Here is a 26,385-nt window from a genome sequence, read left to right on the forward strand (position 1 = left end):
TGTCGGTCACAGGTCGTTCAGCGCCTTGTCGAGCTCGGCCGCCAGGGTCTGGAGGTGGGGCGGGCGCATGACGCTGTAGTGGTCGCCGGGCAGGTCGACGGCCTCGGCGCGGTCGCCGAGCAGGTCCAGCCACTGCCGGGTGGTGCCGGTGCCGGCCCCGTCCATGGCGCGCAGCAGCCTGACCCGGCCCCGGTACGGGGTGGGCCGGTGCTCGGCCAGGGCGCGGCTGAGGTGCAGGAAGCGGCCCGCGAGCCGGTCCAGGGTGGCGGGGTCGACGTCGTCCGGGAGGACGGCGGCCTGCCGGGCCCTGGTGAGCAGTTCCTCGGTCGGGGTGCGGTCGCCGGTGGGCTCGAAGGCCTCCGGGCCGGGGTGCCAGTCGCGTCCGGCCAGCCCGGCGAGGTCGCGGGCGAAGCGGGCCAGCAGGGCCGCGTCGGACTGCGGCCCGGCCGGGCCGGGCGGCTCCAACAGGTCGACGGCCGCGACCAGTTCGACGGTGGCGCCCCGGGCGGTGAGCAGCGCGGCGGCCTCCAGGGCGAGCACCCCGCCCATGGACCAGCCGCCGAGCCGGTACGGGCCGTTCGGGAAGCGCTCGGTGATCGCGTCCACGTAGTGGGCGGCCAGCTCGGCCACGCTGCGCGGCGCGGGGTCGGGGTCGGGGTACTGGAGGGCGTGCACCGGCTGCTCGGTGTCCAGCAGGGCGGCGAGCCCGGCGTAGCAGAGCACGTCGCCGCCGACCGGGTGGATCAGGAACAGCGGCGGCCGGCTGCCGGCGGCCCGGACGGGGACCAGCGCGGCCCGGGCCTCGTCGGCGGCCGGGCCGGGCCGCTCGCGCAGCACCTCGGCGAGCGCCGCGACGGTCGGGCGGGCGAGCAGGGTGGCGACGGGGAGCGAGCGCCCGGTCGCCCGGTGGATCCGGGCCATCATCCGCACCGCGAGCATCGAGTCGCCGCCGAGGTCGAAGAAGTCCTCGGTGACGCCGAGCTCCCGGGTGGCCGTGCTCGAGAAGAACTCGGCCCAGATCCCGGCGAGTTGACGTTCGACGGCGTCGCGCGGCGGGACGGTCCCGGCGGAGCGCGGGGCGGACTCCGGCGGCGCGGGCAGCCGGCGGCGGTCCACCTTGCCGTTGTCGGTCAGCGGCAGTTCGTCGAGCCGGACGATCCGGGCGGGCACCATGTAGCCGGGCAGTTCCCGGCCGAGTGCCGTGCGCAGTTCCTCCTCGAAGCCTTCGGAGTCCTCGGCCGGCGCGGTGTCGGCCACCACGTACCCGACCAGCCGTCGGGGCCCGCCCGGCTCGCCCTCGGCCACCGCGGCCGCGGCCCGGACGCCCGGGAGGCGCAGCAGCGCGGCCTCGACCTCGCCGAGCTCGATCCGGTGCCCCTGGATCTTCACCTGGAAGTCCGCGCGGCCCAGGAACTCGATCTCGCCGTCCGGCAGGTAGCGGCCGAGGTCGCCGGTGCGGTAGAGCCGCTCCCCGGTGACCGGGTGGTGGAGGAAGGCGGCGCGGGTCCTGGCCTCGTCGCCGAGGTAGCCGCGGGCCAGGCCGGTGCCGGCGATGTACAGGTCGCCGGGGACGAGGGTCGGGCGCGGCCGCAGCGCCTCGTCCAGCACGTGGAAGCGCTGGTTGCGCATCGGCCGGCCGTACGGGATGCTCGCCCGCTCCCGGTCCGTCCGCTCGACCGGGTGCTGGATCGACCAGATGGACGCCTCGGTCGCGCCGCCCAGGGCGTGGACGCGCGTGCCGGGCAGCAGCTCGGCGACGGCCTCGGGGAGGGTGACCGGGATCCAGTCGCCGCTCAGCAGCGCCAGGCGCAGCGGGGGCGTGCCGCCGACGGCCCGCAGGTGTTCGGTGAACATCTCCATCAGCGCGGGGACGCTGTTCCAGACCGTCACCCGGTGCCGTTCGGCCAGCTCCAGCCAGGCCGCGGGTTCACGCCGCGCGGCCTCGTCGGGCAGCACGACGGCGCCACCGGCGGCGAGCAGGCCGAAGACGTCGTAGACGGAGAGGTCGAAGTTGAGCGCGGACAGCGCGAGGACGCGGTCCTCGGCGGTCACGCCGTAGCGGTCGTTGACGTCCCGGATCGTGTTGACGGCGCCGGTGTGCTCGATCATCACGCCCTTGGGGACGCCGGTGGAGCCCGAGGTGAAGATGACGTACGCGAGGTCCTCGGGCCGGGCCGGGGAGGGCGGCAGCGGGAGGCCGTCGCCACTACCGTCGCCGACGCCGTCCGCCGACTCGGTGTCGACGTTCAACGAGCGTGTGCCGTCCGGCAGTTCGAGGGTGTCCGCGAGCGCCGAGCGGGTCAGCACCAGCCCGATGCCGGCGGTCTCGACGATCATCCGGAGCCGGCGGGCCGGCATCGCGGCGTCCACCGGCACATAGGCGGCCCCGGCCTTGAGGACGCCCAGCGCGGCGACCACCTGTTCCCAGCCCTTGTCCGTCACGATGCCCACCGGCACCCCCGGCCCCGCGCCGTGCGCGATCAGCCGGCGGGCGATCCGGTCGGAGCGGCGGTCCAGCTCGCCGTAGCTCAGCGTCCGGTCGGCGGTGATGACGGCGGGGGCGGTCGGCCGGGCCGCGGCCTGGCGCAGGAACCCGTCGTGCAGCAGTTCGGCCGGGACGGGGGCGTCGGTGGCGTTGACGGCCCGTCGCAGGGCCAGGTCGGCGGCGGGCACGGGCACGGCGGCCGGTCGGCGCCACGCCCCCTCGCCGCACAGCTCCCGGACCAGCTCCCGGTAGGCCTCCCACATGGCGTCGACCACGCCGTCGGGGAACACCTCCTCGACCACGTCCCAGTTCAGGACCAGTTCGCCGGCCTCCTCCAGGGCCTGGTGGTCGAGCCAGACCTGCGGGGTGCGGACGGAACTGGAGGCCAGTCGGCCGGAGCGGCCGAGCCCGGTCAGCGCCGTCAGGGCACCGCCGCCCTCGCCGGAGGCGTCCTGCGCCGAGAAGCCGATGGTGCTGGTGAACACCACGGGCATGCTCGCCAGTCCCGTCCCGCCCCGGGTGCGGTTGAGCTCGCGCAGCACCTCGACGCCGCTGACGTACCCGTGGTCGAGGTCGGTCAGCAGCTGGTGCTGGAGCCGCAGGGCGCCGGTGGCGAAGGACTCGGCGGGGGCGGCGTCGACCTCCAGCAGGGTGGTCGTGCTGAGGTTGCCGAGGACCCGGGCGACGTCCTCGTGCAGCGGCCGCCGGTGGAACGCCAGCAGGTTGAGCGTGAAGCGCGGCGACTCGCTCCAGGCGCCCACCACCTGCGCGTACGCGGCGCACAGGGCCGCCGAGGGCGAGACGCCCGCCGCGTCGGCGTTCGCCTGGAAGCGCTGCCACTCGGCCGGCTCGATCCGGGCCGTGCGGTGGGTGAACACCGGTCGGCGCGGTAGCGCCCCCGGGCGCAGCGGCAGCCGGGGCGCGGACGGCAGGGTGGCGAGGCGGGACTGCCAGTAGGCGAGCGAGTCCGCGCGCCGCTCGGCGTCCGTCCGGGCGGCGGCGAGCACGTAGTCGCGGTAGCTGACGCCGGGGGCGGGCGTCGCGGGGGCGCCGTCGCGGTAGGCCTGCGCCCACTCCCGGAACAGCACGCCGGAGCTGCGGCCGTCGACGATCAGCGCGTCGAAGGTGAGGTGCAGCCGGGTGGTGCGGTCGTCCAGCAGGCTCGCCCGGACGTCGAACAGCGGCCAGGCCTCGGTGTCGAAGACCCGGTCGCGCAGCTCCCGGTGGGTCTCGGCGAGGCGCTCCGCCCGCTCGGCCGCGTCGAGGGCCCGCAGGTCGACGGTGGCGATCCGGTACGCGGGGACCTCGGCGAGCACCCGCTGGTAGCCGTCCCGGGAGACCACCGCGCGGAGCATGTCGTGGCGGTCGATCAGCTGCCGCAGGGCGGCGGCGAGCCGGTCGAGGTCGGTGTCGGTGAGGTCGAGCTCGACCAGGAAGGAGGTGGCGACGTTGCCCAGCTCGAAGGCGTCGGTCCGGCCGACCAGGTAGGCCTGCTGGAGGTCGGTGAGCGGGAACGGTTCGTACCGGGCCGCCGGGTCGGCGACCAGCGCCGCACCGGGCCGCTCCGCCGGGGTGGTGGCGGCGGCGCCGCCGTACGAGGCCCGGACGCGCTGCGCGAGCTCGGCCACGCTCCGGCCGTCCAGCAGTTCGGGCAGCGGGAGGTCGACGCCGAGCCGCCGGGCCAGGGTCTGCCGGATGTCCATCGCGATCAGCGAGTCGGCGCCCAGGCTGCGCAGCGGCCGGTGCAGGTCCTCGCCGGTGACGGCCGCGCCGCGCGCCCGGCCGACGATGCCGACCACCAGCTCGGCGACGTCGACGCCCTGGTCCCCGGGCGCGGCCTCGCCGGGTGCGGTCTCCCCCGGTCCGGCTTCCCTCGGTACGGCCTCCCTCGGTACGGACCGCTCCGGGCGATCGGCACCGGGCACCGGCTCCAGCCGTACGCCCTCGGCCAGGGCCACCGGCGTGCCGTCGGCGCCGACCAGCCGCACCTGCGCGACCAGCGGCCCGCCACCGCCGTGCGCCGGCCTCCCCTCCGGCCGGGGGCTGCCGTTCCAGAGCCAGTAGCGCTCGCGCTGGAACGGGTAGCCGGGCAGCGGCACGGGCGGGCCGACCGGCTCGCCGTGCACCCGCGCCCAGTCGATCCGGGCACCCCGGACGTACAGCGCGCCGAGGCCGTCCAGCAGGGTGCGCCGGGCGTCCTCCCCCGCGCGCAGCGACGGCAGGAACCCGGCGTCCCCGGCCTCCGCCCGGGCCCGGTCGAGCAGCGGGGAGGCGGGGCCGAGCAGCACGAAGCCGCGGTGCCCCTCGCGCAGCAGCGCGGCGAGGCCCTCGGCGAACCGCCGGTCCGCGTCGGCGGCGGGGGCGGGGGCGGTCGCGCGCGCCGCCCGCAGCGCCTCCGCCGGGCTCTTGGCGCCGGTGCCCGCGACGCAGGCGGCCACCGCCTCGCCCTCGGCGCCGTGCCCGAGGACGGCGGCGGGCTGCACGCCCCAGGACCGCCACAGCTCGGCCAGCGCGTACTGGACGGCGAACGCCGAGGGCCAGGCGCCGGGCTCCTCCGCGCACCGCTCCAGGGCGCCCCGGAAGACCGGCTCGGTCGCGGCCAACTCGGCCGCCGCGTCGGCGAACTGCCCGTCCGGGCCGCCGGTGAACAGGAACACCGGCCCGCGGGCGCCCTCCGGGGTACGGGCCCCGCGGCGGACCCCGGCGGGCAGCGCCCCGTCCGGGCCGGTCCGGGCGAGCAGGCCGCGCAGCTCGGCGGTGGAGGAGGCGACGGCGGTGAGCCGGTGGGGGAAGTGCGCCCGTCCGAGGCCGGTGGTCCGGCAGAGCGCCGCGAGCGACCGGCCGGCGGGGTCGGCGTCGAGCAACTCGACGTAGCGAGCGGCGAGTTCGGCGAGGGCGACCGGGGTCTTCGCCGACAGGGTGAGCAGCTCCGGACGGTCCGGCGCGGTCCGCTCGCCCGCCGCGGGGGCGGCCGGGGCCTCCTCGATGATCACGTGGGCGTTGGTGCCGGTGATGCCCTGCGAGGACACCCCGGCCCGCCGGGGCCCCGCGCTCGGCGGCCAGTCGCACGCCTCGGCGACCAGCTCGACCGCGCCCGCCGACCAGTCCACGTGCGGGGTCGGCTCGGCGACGTGCAGGGTGGCGGGGAGCCGCCCGTACCGCAGCGACAGCACGGTCTTGATCACCCCGGCGACGCCCGCCGCCGCCTGGGTGTGCCCGATGTTGGGCTTGAGCGAGCCGAGCCGCAGCGGCTGCCCTGGGTCCCGGTCGCGCCCGTAGGCGGCCAGCAGGGCGCGGGCCTCGATCGGGTCGCCGAGCGGGGTGCCGGTGCTGCTCGCCTCCACCACCTGGACGTCACCGGGCGAGAGCCGCGCGTCGGCCAACGCCTGCCGGACGACCCGCTGTTGGGCCGAGCCGCTGGGCGCGGTGAAGCCGTTGCTGGCACCGTCCTGGTTCACCGCGCTGCCGCGCACCACGGCCAGCACCGGGTGGCCCAGCCGCCGGGCGTCCGACAGCCGCTCCACCAGCAGCACGCCCACGCCCTCGGCGAGCCCGCTGCCCGCGGCCTGCGCCGAGAACGGGCGACATCGGCCGTCCGGCGACAGCCCCTGCATCCGGGTGAACTCGGTGAACAGCTGCGGGGTGGACATCACCGTCGCACCGCCCGCCAGCGCCATCGTGCACTCGCCGCGACGCAGCGACTGCACGGCCAGGTGCAGCGCCACCAGCGAGGACGAACAGGCCGTCTCCACGGTCAGCGAGGGGCCGCGCAGGCCCAGCGTGTACGAGATCCGGCCGGCGGCGGCGCCGCCCACCGAGCCGGTGGTCAGGAAGCCCTCCGCCTCCTCGGGCACCTCGCCGCGCCCCTGCCCGTAGTCCAGGCAGGACAGCCCGGTGAACACCCCGGTCTCGCTGTCGCGCACCGACTCCGGGTCGATCCCGGCGTCCTCGAAGGCCCGCCAGGCGGTCTCCAGCAGCAGCCGCTGCTGCGGGTCCATGGCCAGCGCCTCGCGCGGGCTGATGCCGAAGAAGGCCGCGTCGAAGTCGGCCGCGTCGCGCAGGAAGCCGCCGGAGCCGGTCAGGCTCGGACCCCCGCCGTCGGCGGGGTCGTGCAGGCCCTCCGCCCAGCCGCGGTCCCGGGGGAACGCGCCGACGGTCTCCCCGCCGGAGGCCAGCAGCCGCCACAGGGCCTCGGGCGAGTCGACGCCGCCCGGGTAGCGGCAGGCCATGCCGACGATGGCGATCGGCTCCCGGCCGCCCTCCTCCACTTCGCGCAGGCGCTCGCGGGTCCGGTGCAGGTCGACGGTGAGGCGCTTGAGGTAGCCGAGCAGCTTCTCGTCGGCGGCCGGTGCCGGTGCTGGTGCTGCTGTTGCCGGTGCTGGTGCTGTTGCCATGGCGGATCGGTCCTTGCGTGGGGGGAGAGGGGAGGAGGCGAGGGGTCAGGCGAGCTGACGGTCGATGAAGGCGAACAGCTCCTCGGCGGTGGCGGCCTCGATCAGCGCCGTCACGTCCTCCGCCGGATCGGCCGTGTCCGCCGCCGTCTCCGCTGCCGGCTGCGGCTCCGGCTCCGGCTCCGGCTCCGCTGCCATCGGCTCGGCCGGTACGAGCGCGGCGTCCAGCACCGCGACCAGCTCCGGCAGCGTCGGCGCCTCGAACAGCAGGGTGACGGGCAGCTTGACCTCGGTCGCCGCGCCGAGCCGGTTGCGGAACTCGACCGAGGTGAGCGAGTCGAAGCCGAGCTCGCCGAACGGCCGGTCGGCCGGGACGGCCTCGGGACGGCAGCCCAGTACGGCGGCCATCTGGGTGCGGATCAGCTCGGCCAGCAGCTCGGCGCGTTCGTCGGCGCCCAGCCCGGCCAGCTCCTCCCGCAACGGCCGGTTCCGCCGCCCGGGGGCGTGCCCCGGCCGCTGCGCTCCGGCGGCCGCCAGGACCCCGCGCAGCACCGGCGGCAGCTCGCCGCCGAGCTCGCGCAGCGCCGCCCGGTCCAGCCGGGCGGGCAGCAGGGCAGCGTGCGGGGACGGCAGGGCCGCGTCCAGCAGGGCGAGGCCCAGCTCGGGTGCCATCGCGACCAGTCCGGCCCGGGCGAAGCGGGCGCGGTCGGCGGCGCTCAGCCCGCCGAGCATGCCGTCCGGGTCGTCCCACAGGCCCCAGCCGAGGGCGAGCCCGGGCAGGCCCTGGGTGCGGCGGTGCCGGGCGAGCGCGTCCAGGAAGGCGTTGGCGGCGGTGTAGCCGCCCTGCCCGGCGCCGCCGAGCGTCGCCATCACCGAGGAGATCAGCACGAAGGCGGTGAGCGGGTGGCCGGCGGTCAACTCGTGCAGGTGCCAGGCGCCGTCGGCCTTGGTCCGCATCACCCGGTCGATCCGGTCGGGGGTGAGCGAGGTGATCGGGGCGTCGTCCACCACGCCCGCGGCGTGCACCACCGCGGTCAGCGGGTGCCGCTCGGGGACGGCGGCGATCATCGCGGCCACCGCGGCCCGGTCGGCGACGTCGACCGCCGCGAACCGCACCTCGGCGCCCGACTGCGCCAGTTCGGCGGCGAGTTCGGCCGCGCCGGGCGCCGCCGCGCCGCGCCGTCCGGCCAGCAGCAGCCGCCGGGCGCCGTGGGCGGTGACCAGGTGCCGGGCGAGGGCCCGGCCGATGGCGCCCGTCCCGCCGGTGATCAGGACGGTCCCGTCCGGGTCGAGGACCGGCGGCACGGTCAGCACGACCTTCCCGACGTGCCCGCCCCGGCTCAGCAGCCCGAAGGCCTCGGGGGCGCGCCGCACGTCCAGGTCGGTCACCGGGGCCCGGCCGAACGCGCCCTCGGCGAACAGCTCGACCACCCGGCGCAGCAGCCGGCCGAGGTGCTCGGGCGGCAGCTCCAGCAGGTTCATCGCCCGGTAGCGGGCGCCGGGGTGGGCGGCGGCCACCTCGGCGGGGTCGCGCCGGTCGGCCCGGCCGAGTTCGACCAGCAGGCCACCCGGGCGCAGCGACCGCAGCGACTCGTCGACGAGTTCCCCGGTCAGCGAGTTCAGCACCACCGCCATCCCCCGTGCGCCGGACGGGAGTTCGGCGAACCGCTCGCCGAAGCCGGGCTCCCGGGAGGAGGCCAGGTGGTCGTCGTCCACCCCGAGGGCGCGCAGGGCGGGCCACTTGGCGGGGGCGGCGGTCGCGAAGACCTCCGCGCCCAGGTGCCGGGCGAGTTGGACGGCGGCCGTGCCGACGCCGCCCGCCCCGGCGTGGATCAGCACGGCGTCGCCCGCGCGCACCCCGCCCAGTTCGACCAGGGCGTGCAGGGCGGCCAGGTGGGCGACCGGCACGGCGGCGGCCCGGGTGAAGGACCAGCCCTCGGGGATCCGCACCAGGGTGCGGTGGTCGGCGTGGGCGACGGTGCCGAAGGCGGCGGGGAACAGGCCCATCACCCGGTCGCCGACGGCCAGCCCGGTGACCCCGGGACCGGTCGCGGTGACCACGCCCGCGCCCTCCAGCCCGAGCGGGCCCGGCTCCCCGGCGTGCAGGTCCAGCGCGCCCAGGACGTCGTGGAAGGTGAGCCCGGCGGCGCGGACCGCGATCCGGACCAGGCCGGGGCCCGGTGCCGCGGCGGCCTCGGGGCAGGAGCGGAGCTCCAGGGCGTCGAGGGTGCCGGGCCGGGACAGGTCCAGCCGCCAGGCCGCCGCGTCCGCCGGTACGGTCAGCGCGCGCTCCCCCGCTGCGGATCGCAGCCTGGGCACCAGGACGGCACCGTCCCGGACGGCCAGCTGGTGCTCCTCAGGCGTCAGGGCAGCGGCCGGAACCCCGGCGGCACCGGGCGCACCGGCAGCACCGGCCGGGTCGGCCGGGTCAGCGGCGAGGTCGACCAGGACGAACCGGCCCGGGTGCTCGACCTGGGCTGTCCGCACCAGCCCCCAGGCCGCCGCCTGGGCGAGGTCCCGGACGGTCTCGCCGTCCCGGACGGCGACCGCCCCACGGGTCACCAGCACCAGCCGGACCCCGGCGAGCCGCTCCTCGGCCAGCCAGCGGCCGAGCAGGTCCCGCGTCCGACGGGTCACGGTACGGGCCGCCGTCGCCGGATCGGTCCCGTCCGCACCCGCCGGACAGTCCACCAGGACGTGCGCGGGCGGCTCGGCCGCCGTGCACAGCGCCTCCAGGTCGAGGTCCTCCCAGCGGACGGCTTTCTGATGTCCAGTCAATTCAACGTCAGGCTGCGCCAGTTGCTCCCAGCCCAGCGCGAACAGCGAGTCCCGCGCGGCGGCTTCGGGATCGACCGAGCCGCCGGTCTCCGCGACCGGACACAGCTCCACCGACTCGACCAGCCCCACCGCGGCCCCCGAGGCGTCCCGCAGGGTCAGCCGGAAGCCGCCGTCCCCGGCGGGCTCCGCGTGCACCCGCAGGGCCGTCGGGCCGGCGCCGCCGGTCAGCGACACGCCGCGCCAGCGCAGCGGCTGGGTGCGCCGCCCCTGCCGCTCCAGCGCTTCGGCGATCAGCCCGTGCAGGGCGGCGTCGAGCAGGGCGGGGTGCAGCTGGTGGGCCCCGGCGGCCTCGGCGGCCGGCTCGGGCAGGACGGCCTCGGCGAACTGCTCGCCGTCGCGCCGCCAGGCGGCCCGCAGCCCCTGGAACACCGGCCCGTAGGCGTGGCCGTGCAGGGCGAGGTCCTGGTACGCGCGCTCCGGCGGCACCGGCACGGCACCGGTCGGCGGCCACTCCCCGGCCTCCGGTGCGGGTACGGCGGCGGGGCTCGCGACCGCGAGGGTGCCGGTAGCGTGCTCGGTCCACTCCCCGCCGGTCGCCCCGCCGGTCGCCCGGCCGGAGATCCGGCAGGTCCGCAGCCCGGCCCCGTCCTCGCCGGTGATCCGGACCCGCAGGTCGACGGCGCCGTCCGCGGGCAGCACCAGCGGTGCGGTGACGGTCAGTTCCTCGATCCGGGCGGCCCCGGACCGGGCACCCGCGTGCAGGGCCAGGTCCAGGAAGGCGCTGCCGGGCAGCACGACCGTCCCGGCGAGGGCGTGGTCGGCCAGCCAGGGGTGGCTGCGGACGGCCAGCCGTCCGGTGAACACCGTCTCGCCGTCGCCGAGTTCGACGGCCGCGCCGAGCAGCGGGTGGTCGGCCGGGGCCTGGCCGAGGTCGGCGGTGCCGGTCGGTCCGGCGGTGGCGGTGAGCCAGTAGCGGCGCCCCTGGAAGGGGTAGGTGGGCAGCTCGGGGCGGTCGGCGGCGGTGCCGGTGCCGGGGCCGGTGAGCCGGTCCCAGGCGACCGGCAGGCCCCGGACGTGGGCCTCGGCGGCGGAGGTGAGGAAGCGGCGCAGTCCGCCGTCCTCGCGGCGCAGCGAGCCGGTCACCGTCCCCTCGACCCCGGCCTCCTCCAGGATCCGGCCGATGCTGCCGACCAGCACCGGGTGCGGGCCGACCTCGACGAAGGTGGTGTGGCCGGCGGCGATCAGCGCCTCGACGGCCTCCTGGAAGCGCACGGTGTGCCGCAGATTGGCGTACCAGTAGGAGGCGTCCAGCCCGGCGCCGTCCTGCCAGTCGGCGGTGACCGAGGACATCAGCGCCGTGCCGCCGCCGCGCGGGGCCAACGGCGCCAGCCCGGCCAGGATCCGGTCCCGGATCGGTTCGACCGCCGGGCAGTGCGAGGCGAAGGCGGCCGGGATCACCCGGGCCTCGACGCCCTCGGCCCGGTAGCCGTCGACCAGTTCGGCGATCGCCGCCGGCGGCCCGGCCACCGCCGTACTGCCGGGGCCGTTGATCGCGGCTACGGCCAGCGGTTCGACGAGCCGTTCCCGCACCCGCGCCGCGGGCAGCGGGACGACGGCCATCGCGCCCTTGCCCATCAGCTCGATCGCCACGCTGCTGCGCAGCGCGATGGCGCGGGCGCCGTCCTCCAGCGAGAGCGCCCCGGCCACCACGGCGGCGGCGATCTCGCCCTGGGAGTGGCCGACCACGGCGTCCGGGAGGACCCCGGCGGAGCGCCACAGTTCGGCCAGCGACACCATCACGGCCCACAGCGCGGGCTGCACCACGTCGATCCGGTCCAGCAGCGGCGCCCCGGCCAGGACGTCGGCCAACGACCAGTCCACGTACGGCGCGAGCGCCCGCTCGCACTCGGCCAGCCGGGCCGCGAAGACCGGGCTCTCGGCGGCGAGCGCCGCCGCCATCCCCTGCCACTGGCCGCCCTGGCCGGGGAAGACCAGGACGGTCCGCCCGGGCTCACCGGCCCGGCCGGTGACGACGGCGCGGTGCTCCTCGCCGCGGGCCAGGGCGTCCAGCGCCCGGTCGGCCTCCGCGCGGTCGGCGGCGATCACCACGGCGCGCTCGTCGAAGGCGGTACGGGCGGTCAGGGCCGGTGCGGCCGCGGTCGGGTCGAGCGGGGCGGCGGCCAGCCGCCGGGCCTGCTCGCGCAGCGCCTCGGGGGTGCGGGCCGACAGCACCACGGGCACCATGGGCGGGCGCTGCGGCCGCTCCGCCGTCCCCGGCGCGTCCGCCGTGTCCGCCGTGTCCGCCGTCCCGGCCGCGACGACGGGCGGCTCGGCGAGGATGACGTGCGCGTTGGTGCCGCTGATCCCGAAGGAGGAGACGCCGCCGCGCCGGGGCCCGCCGGTCTGCGGCCAGGGCCGGGCCCGGTCGAGCAGGGCCACCGCCCCGGCCGTCCAGTCCACGTGCGGGGACGGCCGGTCGACGTGCAGGGTCGCGGGCAGGGTGGCGTGCCGGATCGCCTGCACCATCTTGATCACGCCGCCGATACCGGCCGCCGCCTGGGCGTGCCCGATGTTGGACTTGAGCGAGCCCAGCCAGAGCGGCCGCTGCCCCGCCCGGTCCTGCCCGTAGGTGGCCAGCAGGGCGTTCGCCTCGATCGGGTCACCCAGGGCGGTGCCGGTGCCGTGCGCCTCGACGGCGTCGACCTGCCGCGGGGCGAGCCCGGCGTCGGCGAGGGCGTCCTGGATGACGCGCTGCTGGGCGAGGCCGTTCGGCGCGGACAGCCCGTTGGAGGCGCCGTCGGAGTTGACGGCGCTGCCCGCGACGACCGCCAGCACCGGGTGGCCGTGGCGGCGGGCGGCGGAGAGCCGCTCGATCACCACCATGCCGGCGCCCTCGCCCCAGCCGGTGCCGTCCGCCTGCGCGGAGAACGCCTTGCAGCGGCCGTCGGCGGCCAGCACCCGCTGGCGGGAGAGCTCCACGAACATGCCGGGGGTGGCCATCACGGTGACGCCGCCGGCCAGGGCGAGCGTGCACTCCCCGGAGCGCACCGAGCGCACCGCCTGGTGCAGCGCCACCAGCGAGGCCGAGCAGGCGGTGTCCACGGTCAGCGCGGGTCCGTTCAGGCCGAGCAGGTAAGCGATCCGGCCGGAGACCACGCTCACGCTGGTGCCGGTCAGCAGGTGCCCGGCGACGCCGGGGCCGGCCGCCTCCATGCCGGGCCCGTAGTCGGCGTGCATCGCCCCGGCGAACACGCCGGTCCGGCTGCCCGCCAGCGCCGTCGGGTCGATCCCGGCGCGCTCCAGCGCCTCCCAGGCGACCTCCAGCAGGATCCGCTGCTGCGGGTCCATGGCGAGTGCCTCGCGGGGGCTGATCCCGAAGAACTCCGCGTCGAAGTCCGGCGCGTCCCGGACGAAGCCGCCGCGGCGGACGTACGAGGTGCCGGTCCGCTCCTGGTCCGGGTGGAACAGTGCGGCCAGGTCCCAGCCGCGGTCCTCCGGGAAGTCCCCGGTGGCGTCCGTCCCGGCGTCGACCAGGCGCCACAGGTCCTCGGGCGAGCGCACCCCGCCGGGGTAGCGGCAGGCCATGCCGACGATCACCACGGGGTCGTCCTCGTCCGACTCCGGCGCTCTGTCGGGCTCCGACGCGCTGTCCGGCTCCGACGCACGGGTCACGTCCGGCTCCGACGCACCGTCCGGCTCCGGCGCTCCGGTTGCGGCCGGTGCCGGGGGCTGCTCGACCGGCGCCGGGCCGGGCCGGAGCGCCCCGATCGCGGCGGCCAGGGCGAGCGGGCTCGGGTGGTCGTACAGGACGGTGCTCTCCAGCGTCAGGCCGGTCGCGGCCGACAGCCGGTCGCGCAGTTCGAGCGCCATGGCGGAGTCCAGGCCCAGTTCCCGGAAGGTCCGGCCGGGCCGGACCTCGGCGGCCGAACCGGCGTCCAGCACCACGGCGGTGTGGCTGCGGACCAGCTCCAGCAGCGCCCGCTGGTCCACGGCGGGGGCCTGCGGTACGGCGGGCACCTGCGGGGCGACGGGAACCTGCGGTACGGCGGGCGCGGCCTGGAGCACGGCGGGCCGAACTTCCGCCTCCGCCACGGCAGTTCCCACCCCGGGCGTCGCCCCCGGCAGCCCGGCCGGCCAGCAGGAGCGCCGCTGGAACGGGTACGTGGGAAGGTCGACCAGCGGCACCGAGCCGGGCAGCAGCGCCGCCCAGTCCACCGCGACGCCCCGGACGAAGGCCTCGGCCGCCGCCGTGAGGAAGCGGCGCCGGTCCCCGCGCCCGCGCCGGAGGGTGCCGAGCACCGCGCCCGCGCCGCCGCGCGCGTCGATCGCCTGCCGGATGCCCAGCGCCAGCACCGGGTGCGGGCTGATCTCCAGGAAGGCGGTGTGGCCCGCGTCCAGCAGCTGCTCGACGGCCGGCCCGAAGCGCACCGGCTCGCGCAGGTTGCGGTACCAGTAGCGGGCGTCCAGCTCCGCGGTGTCCACCGGCGCCGCCGTGACGGTGGAGTGGAACGGCACGTCGACGGCGCGCGGGGCGATCCCGGCGAAGGCGGTGAGCAGCTCCTCCCGCAGCTCCTCGACGGCCGCGCTGTGCGAGGCGTAGTCGATCGGCACCCGACGGGTCCGCACCCGCGGCCCGTAGTGGGCGGCCAGCGCGTCGAGCGCAGCGGCCGGGCCGGCGACCACGGTGTGCGCGGGGCCGTTGACGGCCGCGACCGACAGCGCCCGGTCCACCGCCGCGAGGTCCGACTCGACCTCCCCGGCCGGCAGTTCGACGGACAGCAGTCCGCCCCGGCCGGCGATCCGGTTCAGCAGCCGGCTGCGCAGCGCGACGATCCGGGCGCCGTCCGCCAGCGACAGCGCGCCCACCGCGGTGGCCGCGGCGATCTCGCCCTGGGAGTGGGCCACCACGGCGGCGGGCTCCACCCCGGCCGAGCGCCACAGCGCGGCCAGCGACACCATCACCGCCCACAGCGCGGGCTGGATCACCTCGTCGCCCGCCAGGGCCGGCGCGCCCTCGGCGCCGCGCAGCACCTCGGTCAACGACCAGTCCACGTAGGGGCGGAGGGCCTGCGCGCAGGCCTCGATCCGCTCGGCGAAGACCGGCGAGTCGTCGAGCAGCTCCGCCGCCATGCCCGCCCACTGGGAGCCCTGGCCGGGGAAGACGAAGACCGGGCGGACCGGCGGCCCGTCGTGCCGCCCCTCGATCACGGCCGCCGACGGCTGCCCGGCCGCCCGTGCCGCCAGGGCGGCGAGGAAGGCCGCCCGGTCGTCCGCGACGACCACGCAGCGCTGTTCGAAGGTGCTGCGGGTGACGGCGAGCGAGCGGCCCACCGCGGCCGGTTCGAGCTCCGGACGCTCCGTCACCCGGGCCCGCAGCCGCTCCGCCTGGTCCCGCAGCGCGCCGTCGTCCCGCCCCGAGAGCACCCAGGGCAGCGCCCCGGCCGCGCCCCGGCCGCCCGCCGGTGCGGGCCCGCCCGCGCGCCAGTCGGCCAGCAGCACGTGGCAGTTGGTACCGCCGATGCCGAAGGAGCTGACCCCGGCGAGCAGCGGCCGCTCCGGCGCCGGCCAGTCCCGGAGCCCGGTGTTGACCGCCAGGTTGAGCTCGTCCAGCGGGATCCGCCCGCCGGACCCGGTGTGGTTCAGGCTTGGTACCAGTTCGCGCGCGCCGACGCACAGCACGGCCTTGATGAACCCGGCGATCCCGGCCGCGCCCTCCAGGTGGCCGATGTTGGTCTTGACCGATCCGACCAGCAGGGGTTCGCCCGCCGCCCGGGCGGTGCCGAGTGCCGCGCCGAGCGCGGCGGCCTCGACCGGGTCCCCGGCCCGGGTGCCCGAGCCGTGCAGTTCGACGTACTGGACCTCGCCCGGCTCGACGCCCGCGTCGGCGCAGGCCGCGAGCAGCACCCGCCGCTGCGACTCCCGGCCGGGGGTGGGCAGCGTCTCGGTGGCCCCGTCGTTGTTCAGCGCGCTGCCGCGGATGACGGCGTGGATCCGGTCGCCGTCCCGGACGGCGGCCTCCAGCAGCTTGAGGACGACCACCCCGCCGCCCTCACCGCGGACGTAGCCGTCGGCGCGGGCGTCGAAGGTGTGGCAGCGCCCGGCGGGCGAGAGCGTCCCGGCCCGCTCCAGGGCCAGGGTGCTCTGCGGCGCCAGGATCAGGCTCACCCCGCCGGCCAGGGCGAGTTCGGACTCGCCGCTGCGCAGGCTGGCGCAGGCCAGGTGCACGGCGGTCAGCGAGGAGGACTGTCCGGTGTCCACCACCAGGCTCGGCCCGTGCAGGCCCAGCGCGTAGGAGATCCGGTTGGCGGTCACCCCGCGTTGCAGTCCGGTCAGGGTGTGCCCGGTGACCGCGTCGGGGCCGAGGCCGTGCAGCAGCGTGGCGTAGTCGTCGGCGATCACGCCGAGGAAGACTCCGGTCCGGCTGCCGGCGAGCCCGGCCGGTCCGGTCCTGGCGTCCTCCAGGGCCTCCCAGGCCAGTTCGAGCGCCAACCGCTGCTGCGGGTCCATCGCGACGGCCTCGCGGCGGGAGATGCCGAAGAACTCCGGGTCGAAGCCGTCCACCCGGTCGAGGAAGCCGCCGCGGGCCGGCCCCCGGTCGCCGGGGCGCTCGGTGACGGCGTCACCGCCGGCCCGCAGCAGCCGCCAGAACGCCTCCGGCCCGTCCGCCTGTGGGAAGCGGCAGCCGATCCCGACCACCGCGACCGCCCGGGGCGGGAGACCGTCCGCTTCGCGCCCAGCCATGCCCTGCATCGATGCACCCCCGTGAACCCGGACAATCGGACCGCAGGCGACCGGGCACGGCACAACGGGCCACTCCCTCAAGTGGCCTGATGCACCGTCACCCGGTCCAGCTCCGGCCCCCGCCGACCCGTTCCCCGTAGTCGGCATGCACCCCTGAGCTGTCTGCGTGATCGACACAGTATCAGCGTCCTTAGTCGCGTCAACACCTCATCGAGTATCGGGACCGTCAGGAATGGACGCACTCGGGCCGTCAGGTCGGGATCTCCGGACACTCCGCCGCCCCGCACCGTCCGTGACGCCGGTCACGCCGGGAGGCCGCCCGGGCGCTCGCCCGCCGCACCGGGAGTCGACCGCCACCGTACGAATCCGGCCACTGCGTGGACCGGAGCCTCCGAGTTCGGGAGACTGGGGATTACCCGAACAAGCGGCTGGTCATGCGGCATTGTAAGGACCGTGCGTTCTGTTGAGGCAGACATGTCTATTCGGGAGGGGTCGGTTCCGGTGCTGGACCTGCGGGAGGTACGGACACTGTTGACGCTCGGAGAGGAACTGCACTTCGGGCAGGCCGCCAGGAGACTGCGCGTGTCGCAGTCCAGGGTCAGCCAGACGCTGCGGGACGTGGAGCAGCGCATCGGCGGCCAGCTGTTCGAACGGACCAGCCGTCAAGTCAGGCTGACCAGACTGGGGGTGGGCCTGGTCGACCGGTTGCGGCCGCTCTACCAGGAGATGACCGCCGTGTACTCCGAGACGGTGGCCCAGGCCTGCGGCGTCGACGGACAGCTGCGGCTGGGCTTCACCGGCGCGGCCGGCGGGTCGTACGCGGCGGGCCTGATACGCGCCGGGCAGGCGTACGCCCCGGAGTGCGACATCACCCTGCACGAGGTGGCGTGCAGCGACCTGCTCGGCCCGCTGCGCCGGGGCGAGGTGGACGCGCTGGTGGCGCGGCTGCCGATCGAGGAGCCGGACATCACGGTGGGGCCGGTCATCGGCCTGGAGTCGCGGATGCTGGCGGTCGCCCTGGACCACCCGGTCGCCGAGCGGCAGTCGATCTCGATCGAGGAGATCGCGCACGAGACGGTGTTCGCGCTGGCCAACACCGCACCCGACTACTGGCGGGACTTCCACCTGCCGCTGGCCACGCCCGCCGGGCACGTGCTGCGCCGGGGGCAGGAGGTGCAGACCTGCCAGGAGATCCTGTCCCTGGTGGCCGCCGGGAAGGGGGTGGCGCCGCTGGCGGAGTCGGTGGCCCGCTACTACGCCCAGCCGGACGTGGCGTTCGTCCGGATCCACGACCTGCCACCGGCGCCGGTGGCGCTGATCTGGCGCACCGCCGAGGAGAACGCCCGGATCCGGGCGATCGCGGACTGCGCGGCCCGGATGGCGGAGGCCACCGTTCCGGGTCAGGTCCGCCGACGGGTCCCGGTCCCCGCGCCGGTCTGACCGGGCTGCGGCGGGCCGGACGGGCCCGGCTGTTGCTCACCGGGCTGCTGCTGACCCGGCTGCCGCTGACCGGGCTGCTCCTGGCCGGGCTGCGACTCCCCCGGTTTCGGCCGCGCCCACGCCCCCGGCAGGACCGCGGCCACCACCGCGGCCGACAGCAGGAAGGCCCCACCGACCCCGACCAGCCGGGAGGCGACACCGACCAGCAGGGAGCCGGCCCCGGTGCCCACGTCGTACGCCATGTTCCAGGCGGTGCTGGCCATGCCACGGCGGGCCGGTCCGGTCCGGGCGAACACCAGCACCAGGGTCTCGTTCTGCAGCGCCCCGAACCCCGCTCCGCAGAGCACGGCCGCCAGGGCCGCCGGGACCGTCGCCGCAGCGGTGAGCAGCACCGCCGCGGCGATGCCGCCCGTGCCGAGGGCCGCCGCGATCACCGCCGGGACCAGCGTGCGGCCCTCGCCGATCCGGTCGGCGAGCCCGCCCGCCGCCAGCCGGCCCAGGATCATGGCGGCGGACAGTGCGAACAGCACCACCGCCGCCGCTCCCGGGGCCGGCAGCGCGAAGGCCACGAACGAGGTGACGCCGCCCACCGCGGCCGCGCTCGCGGCCAGCAGCGCCAACAGGCCGACCAGCGGCGCGAATCCGCCGGCCGACGGGTGCGGCGGAGCCGTCGGCGGCAGCACGGACGCCTCCACCACGGAGGCCTCCCCCGCAGACGCCTCCACCAAGGCCTCCACCGCAGCAGGCTCCACGGCCGGCCCGCGCGCCGGCGCCGCGGATGGCACCACCAGCGCCCAGGCGAGCGGTACCGCGAGCCCGCCCAGCACCGTCGCACCCAGGAACACCGCCGGGAAGCCGAAGGTCTGCGCGCACCACACCCCCAGCGGCAGGCAGATCACCTGCGGGAGCCCCGCCGCGGCCCCGTACCAGCCGACCACCGAGGCCCGCCGGCCCGGCGGGGCCAGTTCGGCGGCCAGCGCGCTGCCCGCCACGGCGGCCATGCCGAACCCCGCGCCCCGGACGGCCGAGACGGCCAGCACCCACCCCAACGCGGGCGACAGCAGGTAGGCCGCCGTCGGCAGGCTGAGCAGCAGGGAGCCGGTGATCAGCAGCCGGCGCAGGCCGAGCACCCGGACCAGCCGGCCCATGCACAGCTGCACCAGGATGCCCGCACCCATGGTCACCCCGGTGGCCGCCCCGGCGCCGACGCCCGAGGAGCCCCCGGTCGCGGACCAGAGCGGCACCACCGAGAGCAGCGGCGCGTAGTCGGAGAAGACGGCGAAGGTGGCGGCCAGCAGCAGCGGGAGGTCGCGCGCGCGGGTCACGCCCCGGCGCCCGGCTCCCCCGGCTCCGCTGCGCCGGAGAGCGGTGCACCCGCTCCGGCCGCGTCGCCCGGCTCGGCCGGCCAGCGGGGCGAGCGTCCGAGCATCGCCAGGATCCGGTCCAGCCGGTCGGTGCTGCCGGTGGGCAGCCCCGGCCGGAAGGAGGACCCGGGCTGGAGCCGGTTGCTCCCGTCCGGCACCTCCTCGACGTACGGGAGCACCGCGTCGAGCAGCTCGGGCTCGAACCCGGCGGGCACCCCGATCGCGGCGGCCACGTCCCACCCGTGCACCACGTAGTCGACGAAGTGGAAGCCGATCGCCGTACGGGCCGGGAACATCTGTCCGCCGCGCACCTCGGGCAGCCAGAACTCGCCGTCCAGCACGCCCTCCCGGGCGAAGGCCCGGCTCACCCGGGCCGAGGAGGCCCGGAAGGCGCCGGCCCAGTCGTCGCCGAACTCGCGGTCCGCCCAGTCGGCGCGCTCGGTCCGCACGCCTTCGGCGGCGGCGGCGAAGCCGTGGTTCTGGCCGATCATGTGGGCCAGCAGCTTGTGCAGCGTCCACTCCGAGCAGGGGGTCGGCCGGTCGAGGTCCTCGGCCCCGACCCGGTCGATGATCTCCTCGGTGACCTGGAGCGCCCGCCGGTCCCAGGGCCGGATGTCGGGTGTGGTGTTGATGGGGATCACCGGTCCTTCGACTGCGGGCGGGAGGAGGAGACGGGCTGGCCGGGCAGCGACTGGCTCTGGCCGCGGAACTCGGCGATCACCTTGCCGTCCGCCCGGCGCACCGTGACGTCGTAGATCCCGCTGCGGCCGAACCGGGAGCGCTCCACCGCCTCGGCGGCCAGCTCGTCCCCGGCCGAGGCCGGGCGCAGGAAGGTCACCTGGGCCGCCTGGGCCACGGTGGGGACACCGTGGGTGTTGCAGGCGTAGGCGAAGGCCGCGTCGGCGAGCAGGAACAGGTATCCGCCGTGCGCCGTGCCGTGGCCGTTCACCATGGTGTCGGCGAGCTTGAGGCGGGCGGTGGCGCGGCCGGGGCCGACCTGGTCGATGGTGATGCCGAGCGCCTGGCACGTCCGGTCGTCGGCGTACATGGCCTCCGCGCAGCGCCGGGCGGTGGCCTCCGCCTCCGACGCCGCCGAATCACTGGTCATGGGTGGGCTCCTGGGGCTGTCGGGTCCTGGGCACGGGTGGGTGCCGGTACCGCGATCGGTACCGGCACCCACCACGGCGATGTGACGATATATCAGTCGCTCGGGGCCGGTCAGTCGACCGGAGCGATCTCCTCCGCCGCCCGCAGGCCCGAGCGGATCGCGCCCTCCATCAGCCCGAAGAACTCGGTGCTGGTCTCGGTGCCGGCCCAGTGCACCCGGCCGAACGGCTCGGTCAGCTGCGGGCCCTGGGCCAGCCAGTCGCCCGGCCCGAACAGCGCGGCGTAGCAGCCGCGGCTGTACTCCTCGTTGATCCAGTCGGTGACGTGGTAGCCGATCGGCTCGGGCAGCTGCGGGAACAGCCGCCGGGCCTGGGCCAGGACGGCGCTGCGCTGCTCCTCGGCGGGCAGCGCCGCGAAGGTCCGGGCCTCGCTGCCGGTGACGAAGCCGGTCAGGATGCCGACGCCCTCACCGGGGGGCGAGTCGTCCACGGTGGACAGCAGCGGCCCGTCGGAGCTGACCGACCAGCCGGACAGCCCGTGGTCGCGCCAGAGCGGCTTGGGGTGGATCAGGTGGACCTTGACGGCGCAGCCCCGGGCGGTGGCCGAGCTCGACCGCGGCGCGGGCAGCCCGGGCCGGAACTCGATGGTGTCGGCCAGCAGCGGCGGCAGCGCGATGACCACGCTGTCGCCCTCGTGCACGCCCTGGTCGGTGTGGACCCGGACCCGGTCGCCGATCTGCTCGACCAGGCGCACCGGCCGGGAGAGCAGCACCCGGTCGCCGAGCTTCTCCGCCAGCAGCTCGCTCAGCCGGTGCGCACCGCCGTCGACCCGCTCCTCCTGGGCGCCGCCCTGGAAGGCGTTGAGGTAGCGGATGCCTCCGCCGGAGTTCAGGTAGAAGGCCATGTGCAGCACCGACACGTCGGCCGGGTCGGCGGCCATCATCTCGCCGAGGAACAGCGGGAAGAACAGCTTGGCGTCGGGGTGCTGGACGTTCTGCTCGACCCACTCGGCCACGGTGAGCCGGTCCAGCCGCTCCGCGTCCGGGGTGAGGTGCGGGGCGTCCGCGCGGACCGCCTTGGTGACCTCGTCCAGCAGGTCGAACATCTCGCCGAGGGCGATCGGGCTGAGCGGCGGGAAGCGGCCGTCGGTGCTCTCCGGGTCGCCGCCCAGGGAGAACCGGCTCTGGCCGAGCATGGTGGTGGGCGCGGTGGCCAGGCCGAGCCGCTCGATCAGCGCCTTGAGCTCGGTGTGGCGCTCGCCGAGGTAGGCGGCGCCCGCGTCGGCCCACTGGCCGGGGGCGACCTCGATGCCGTGGGTGCGGCCGCCGACCCGGTCGCGGGCCTCCAGGACGGTCACTTCGACGCCTCTGTCGGCGAGTTCGGTGGCGGCGGTGAGCCCGGCCAGGCCGGCGCCGACGACGATGACGCTCATCGGGCCGCACCTTCGATCAGCTTGGCCAGGGCGGCCGGGGTCGGGGCGTCGATGAACTCGGCGATGCCGAACTCCGCGCCGAACTCGCGGGCGACCCCGCTGAGCACCCGGGTGGCGAGCAGGGAGTCCCCGCCCAGGTCGAAGAAGTCCGAGTCGGCGGTCACCTGGTCGGATTCCAGGACCCGGCCGAAGATGCCGATCACGCTGTCGACGGTACCAACGGTGGACACGGTCGTTCTCCTTGGCTTCAGTTGCTGGTGGCGTACATCTGGTGGGTCCGGCGCCGGTCGACCTTGCCGCTCGCGGTGAGGACGAGTTCGGGCACCACGGTGATCCGGGACGGTACGAGGTGGCTCGGCCCCGACTGGCGCAGGTAGCGGGCGAGCCCGGCCGCGAGGGTGTCGGTGTCGGCGTGCGGACGGGGTGTCACATAGGCGACCAGGACGGTGTGGTCGCCCAGCGCGGCGCCGGTGGCGGCGGCGGCCGCCACGTCCGGGTGGGCGCAGATCTGGGCCTCGACCTCGCCCGGGCTGACCCGGATGCCGCGGACCTTGAGCTCGTCGTCGAGGCGGCCCTGGTGGACGAGGACGCCGTCCGGCTCCCGGCGGACCCGGTCGCCGGTGCGGAAGTAGCGCCCCGGCGCACCGGGCAGGTCGAGTTCGGCGAACCGCTCCGCGGTGACCTCCGGCAGGCCCCGGTAGCCGAGCGCCAGCCCGTCCCCGCCGATCAGCAGTTCGCCCTCCTCGCTGAGCTGCTCCCGGACGTGCGGCAGCGCCCGGCCGATCGGGACGACCCGGCCGGCCTCCGGGGCGAGGGCCGGGGCGGCGAACGGTCCGTGCAGGTCGATCGCGTGGGTGACCAGGGTGGTCTCGGTGCACCCGTAGGTGTTGACCAGGCGGACCGCGTCGGCACCCGGCAGCGCGCACCAGTCGTCGATCCGGGCCGGCCGGGCCGCCTCGCCGCCGATGACGACGGTGCGCAGGCTCTCCGGCAGGGCGGCCCGCTCCTCGGTCAGGTCCCGTTCCTCGGTCAGGTGGTTGACGAACTCGTGCCAGAACGCCGTGGGCAGGTCCACCAGGGTGATCCGGTGCCGCTCGACCATCCGCAGGAAGCGCGGGAAGGAGGCCGAGTAGGCGTCCGCGTCGAAGACCAGGGTGGCGCCGACGGTGAGCGCGGGCAGGATCTCCTCGAAGCAGGTGTCCCAGTTGAGCGAGGCGAACTGGAGCACCCGGTCGCCGGGGGCGACCGCGAACAGGGTGGCCAGCGAGGCGACCGAGGCGCCGATCGCCCGCCGCGGGGTGACCACCGGCTTGGGCTGCCCGGTGGAGCCCGAGGTGAACAGCAGGTAGGCGGGGGCGGCCGGATCGGGCTCGGGCAGCCAGCCGGCCGGGAAGGCCTCGGGCTGCTCGGTGCCCACGGCCTCGGACGGGTCCAGCACCGGCACCCCGGCGGGCAGCCGCCCGGGGTCCGCGGCGATCGCGCTGCGCACCCCGGCGGCCGCCAGCAGCGCGGTCTTGCGCTCCAGCGGGAACGCGGGGTCGATCGGGCAGTAGGTGCCGCCGGCCGCGAGCACGCCGAGCAGCGCCGCCACGGTGTCCGCGGAGCGGGAGGTCAGCACGGCCACCGTGCCGCAGTCCGGGCCGAGCCGGGCGGCGATCCGCCGTACCCGCAGCTCCAGTTCGCCGTAGCTCACGGTCGACGTGTCGTCGATCACGGCGACGGCGTCCGGGTCGCGCCGGGCGGTCAGCAGGAACCGGCGCAGGACGTCCACCTCGGCCGGGTCGTACCCGGCCGGCCGGTTGTCGTCAGTCATGGGAAGCACCTCAGGTAGACGTGGACGGGGACGGGGACGTGGACGGGGGGAGCCGCGCTCCGGTCAACGGCGCGCCGAACCGGAGACGGGCACCGGCTCGCTCCCGCTCCGCCGCGTGCGCTGCTCCTTGCGCTGCTGCACCAGCAGCCCCGCGGTGGCGGCCACCGCGAGCACCATCACGGCGATGCCGTACACCGTCGCGGTGGACTTCAACCCGATGTGGCCCACGGCCACCCCGGCCGCGACGGCCGGCAGGCTGAACCCCAGGTAGCAGACGACGTACATGCTGGCGATCAGCTCGGCGCGGACGTCCGGTCCGGCCAGCGGCCCGACGGTCTGGAAGGCGCTCAGGAAGCCCGTCCCGAAGCCGTAACCGGCGATCACCGTGCCGACGAAGAACAGCGGGGTGGAGGCCGCGGCCAGGGCGCCCAGGGTGGCGCCGACCCCGACGAAGAAGGCCACGAAGCCGAGGGTCATGGTCTGCCGCGGCGGGTGGTTGCGGCGCAGCAGCGAGCCGACCGCCCCCGTCCCGGTCAGCGCGAAGATGACCAGGCCGCCGATGACGTGGTTGGAGATGTGCAGGATGCCGGCCGCGATGGACGGGCCGAGCGACATGTAGAGGCCGCCCAGCGCCCAGACCGCGAACAGGCAGGGCACCACCACCAGGAACATCGGCCTGGCCTCGCGCGGGATGCCCATCCGCGGCGTCAGCGAGGCCAGCGCGCCCGGGCGGCGCGGGGAGGTCTCGGCGAGCGCGGGGACGGCCAGCGCGCAGAGCACGAAGGCCGCGAGCAGCAGCGCGTACACCAGGGTCTGCGGGTGCGGCGCGTACTGGACCAGCAGGCCCGCGCCGAGCGCGCCCAGCGCCAGCCCGACGATCGGCGCGGCGCTGTTGACCAGCGGGCCGAGCCTGGGCCGGTGCTGCGGGGCGAGGTCCAGCATCGCGGCGCTGGTCGCCCCGGTCGCGGCGCCGGTGGCCAGGCCCTGCGCCACCCGGGCGGCCATCAGCCAGGCGACGCCGTCGGCGCGGATGAACAGCGCCATGCTGACCACCTCGACGACGAGCGCGGCGAGCAGCACCGGCCGCCGGCCGACGTAGTCGGACAGTCCGCCGACCACCAGCAGCGCGACCAGCAGCGCCAGGGCGTAGGCCGCGAACACCTCGGTCAGGGTGATGGAGGAGAAGCCCCACTTGGCCTGGTAGACCACGTAGAGCGGGGACGGCGCGCTGGAGGCGAACAGCAGCAGGCACTGGGTGGTGGCGATCAGCCAGAACGCCACCGGACCGCGCAGCCCGCGGGGGCGCACCGCCGGGGAGAGGTCACTCATGCTGGCTCCTTCACGCGTGGTTCTCCTGGTGGCGCCGCAGCACGCGGTCCACCAGCTGTTCGGCGGCACCCAGGTAGCCCTCGGGGGCCAGCAGGTCCTGGACGGTGACGCCGGCCGGCAGCTTGGCCACCAGGTCCGCCCGGGCCTCCATCACCTCGGTGAACGAGCCCGCGCCGGAGGCGGACCGGCGGGCGCACTCGGCCAGCAGCTTCTTCGCCTCGGCCTTGCCCAGCAGTGGGGCGAGGGCGACGTTCAGCCGCTCGGAGACGATCGAGCCGCCGGTGAGCGCCAGGTTCTCCCGCATCCGCTCCGGGAAGACCTCCAGGCCCTCGGCGAGCTCCACGGCCGTGTACGCCGCGCCCGAGGCCAGCCGCAGCGCCTCGCGCAGCGGCTGCCACTCGGCGTGCCAGGCGCCGGGCGCCCGCTCGTCCTCGGCCACCATGCTCTGGGCCAGGATCATGGCCTGGGCGGGCAGTTGACGGGCGGCCGCCATGATGAGGGTGGCCAGCACCGGGTTGCGCTTCTGGGGCATCGCCGAGGAGACGCCGCGGCCCGCGGCAGCCGGTTCGGCGACCTCGCCGACCTCGGTGCGGGACATCCCCTGGACGTCCAGGGCGAACTTCCCCAGCGTCCCGGTGACGGAACTGAGCACCCAGCCGAGGTCGTTCAGCGGGACGCGCAGGCTGTGCCAGGGGGCGGAGGGCTCGCGCAGGCCGAGTTCGGCGGCGAAGCGCGCCGCGAGCTCGATCCCGTGGCCGGGCCGGTCGGCCGGGGTGGCCACGGCGTACTCCTGGTAGGCCGCCATCGTGCCGGCCGCGCCGCCCAGTTGGGCCGGCAGCAGGGCGGCGGTGCGGTCGACCCGCTCGACGGTGTCCAGCACCGAGTCCAGCCAGCCGGCCGCCTTCAGCCCGAAGGTGGTGGGTACGGCGTGCTGGGCCAGGGTGCGGGCGGCCATCGGGGTGGCGCGGTGCTCGTCGGCGAGCTTCGCCAGCGCCGCGGCCACCCGGGAGAGGTTCTGCCGGATGTCCGCCAGCACTCTCGCGCCGAGCAGCATCGCGGCCGAGTCCAGGATGTCCTGGCTGGTGCTGCCGAGGTGCACGTACCCGGCGGCGGCGGGGTCGACGGCGGCGACCGCCGCCGTCAGCTCCCGGACCAGGACGACGACCGGGTTGGCGGCGCCGCGGGCCTCGGCGGCCAGCTCCACGACGTCGATCCGGGCTCTCGCGGCGCCCTCGGCGATCGCTCCCGCCAGGTCGGCGGGTATCACGCCGAGGGACGCCTGGGCACGGGCCAGCGCGACCTCGGTCTCCAGCATCGCGGCGACCCATGCCTCGTCGCCCAGGGTTCGGAGCGCGTCGGTGCCCGCCCAGACCGGTGAGAGCAGTCCGGCGTCGACGCTCACCGGTGCGCGGTCACTGCCGCTCGGTCGGCGGACGGTCGAATCGGACGCGGTCTGGTCGGGCACTGCGCGGTCCTCCTTCTGATGGTTCAACTCAGGACTTTCTC

General features: G+C 76.4%; 11 protein-coding genes. 1 reads left to right on the forward strand and 10 read right to left on the reverse strand.

Annotated features, from left to right (window positions below; genetic code table 11):
• Window positions 1-6: 6 nt before the first annotated feature.
• Window positions 7-6,879, reverse strand: a complete 6,873-nt coding sequence (locus AB0F71_RS23625) for an amino acid adenylation domain-containing protein (RefSeq protein ID WP_360237708.1) — start codon at window positions 6,877-6,879, stop codon at window positions 7-9.
• A 45-nt stretch (window positions 6,880-6,924) separates the two neighbouring features.
• Complete coding sequence (locus AB0F71_RS23630; RefSeq protein ID WP_360237710.1) at window positions 6,925-16,395, reverse strand: type I polyketide synthase; 9,471 nt, start codon at window positions 16,393-16,395, stop codon at window positions 6,925-6,927.
• Window positions 16,396-16,869: 474 nt separating this feature from the next.
• On the opposite strand from AB0F71_RS23630, the gene AB0F71_RS23635 reads away from it, so the two are divergent.
• Window positions 16,870-17,835 (forward strand): LysR substrate-binding domain-containing protein, encoded by a 966-nt coding sequence (locus AB0F71_RS23635; protein WP_360237712.1) that lies wholly within the window; start codon window positions 16,870-16,872, stop codon window positions 17,833-17,835.
• On the opposite strand, the gene AB0F71_RS23640 is transcribed toward AB0F71_RS23635, so the two are convergent.
• The 8 genes from AB0F71_RS23640 to AB0F71_RS23675 all read right to left on the reverse strand — a co-directional run bounded on the left by AB0F71_RS23640 (window position 17,796) and on the right by AB0F71_RS23675 (window position 26,344).
• On the reverse strand, window positions 17,796-19,160 hold the full coding sequence (locus AB0F71_RS23640) for an MFS transporter (protein ID WP_360237714.1): 1,365 nt from the start codon (window positions 19,158-19,160) through the stop codon (window positions 17,796-17,798). The genes AB0F71_RS23635 and AB0F71_RS23640 overlap by 40 nt on opposite strands.
• The gene (locus AB0F71_RS23645; RefSeq protein ID WP_360237716.1) at window positions 19,157-19,840 is read right to left on the reverse strand and encodes a TIGR03086 family metal-binding protein; all 684 of its coding nucleotides are present in this window, start codon (window positions 19,838-19,840) and stop codon (window positions 19,157-19,159) included. The genes AB0F71_RS23640 and AB0F71_RS23645 overlap by 4 nt, the downstream gene beginning before the upstream one ends.
• Window positions 19,837-20,307, reverse strand: a complete 471-nt coding sequence (gene paaI, locus AB0F71_RS23650) for a hydroxyphenylacetyl-CoA thioesterase PaaI (protein WP_360237718.1) — start codon at window positions 20,305-20,307, stop codon at window positions 19,837-19,839. The genes AB0F71_RS23645 and paaI overlap by 4 nt, the downstream gene beginning before the upstream one ends.
• 110 nt (window positions 20,308-20,417) lie before the next feature.
• Window positions 20,418-21,737: an FAD-dependent oxidoreductase gene (locus AB0F71_RS23655; protein WP_360237719.1), complete on the reverse strand. Its 1,320-nt coding sequence runs from the start codon at window positions 21,735-21,737 to the stop codon at window positions 20,418-20,420.
• A complete protein-coding gene (locus tag AB0F71_RS23660; RefSeq protein WP_360237721.1) occupies window positions 21,734-21,967 on the reverse strand; it encodes a phosphopantetheine-binding protein in 234 nt (77 codons plus the stop codon). The genes AB0F71_RS23655 and AB0F71_RS23660 overlap by 4 nt, the downstream gene beginning before the upstream one ends.
• Before the next feature lie 17 nt (window positions 21,968-21,984).
• A complete protein-coding gene (locus AB0F71_RS23665) occupies window positions 21,985-23,550 on the reverse strand; it encodes an amino acid adenylation domain-containing protein (RefSeq protein WP_360237723.1) in 1,566 nt (521 codons plus the stop codon).
• Window positions 23,551-23,613: 63 nt separating this feature from the next.
• Entirely contained in the window at window positions 23,614-24,879 is a 1,266-nt protein-coding gene (locus AB0F71_RS23670) for an MFS transporter (RefSeq protein WP_360237725.1), read from the reverse strand.
• Window positions 24,880-24,889: 10 nt separating this feature from the next.
• Window positions 24,890-26,344 (reverse strand): adenylosuccinate lyase family protein, encoded by a 1,455-nt coding sequence (locus AB0F71_RS23675; protein ID WP_360237727.1) that lies wholly within the window; start codon window positions 26,342-26,344, stop codon window positions 24,890-24,892.
• Window positions 26,345-26,385 lie beyond the last annotated feature (41 nt).

The organism is Kitasatospora sp. NPDC028055 (assembly GCF_040637885.1).
In the GTDB taxonomy this organism is placed as follows: Bacteria; Actinomycetota; Actinomycetes; order Streptomycetales; family Streptomycetaceae; genus Kitasatospora.

What these genes read in the sequence shown, in the direction of transcription:
- AB0F71_RS23625 (WP_360237708.1), bottom strand. Translation starts at nt 6,879, where the DNA reads ATGGCAACAGCACCAGCACCGGCAACAGCAGCACCAGCACCGGCACCG.
- AB0F71_RS23655 (WP_360237719.1), bottom strand. Translation starts at nt 21,737, where the DNA reads ATGAGCGTCATCGTCGTCGGCGCCGGCCTGGCCGGGCTCACCGCCGCC.
- paaI (WP_360237718.1), bottom strand. Translation starts at nt 20,307, where the DNA reads ATGACCAGTGATTCGGCGGCGTCGGAGGCGGAGGCCACCGCCCGGCGC.
- AB0F71_RS23635 (WP_360237712.1), top strand. Translation starts at nt 16,870, where the DNA reads ATGTCTATTCGGGAGGGGTCGGTTCCGGTGCTGGACCTGCGGGAGGTA.
- AB0F71_RS23665 (WP_360237723.1), bottom strand. Translation starts at nt 23,550, where the DNA reads ATGACTGACGACAACCGGCCGGCCGGGTACGACCCGGCCGAGGTGGAC.
- AB0F71_RS23670 (WP_360237725.1), bottom strand. Translation starts at nt 24,879, where the DNA reads ATGAGTGACCTCTCCCCGGCGGTGCGCCCCCGCGGGCTGCGCGGTCCG.
- AB0F71_RS23630 (WP_360237710.1), bottom strand. Translation starts at nt 16,395, where the DNA reads ATGGCTGGGCGCGAAGCGGACGGTCTCCCGCCCCGGGCGGTCGCGGTG.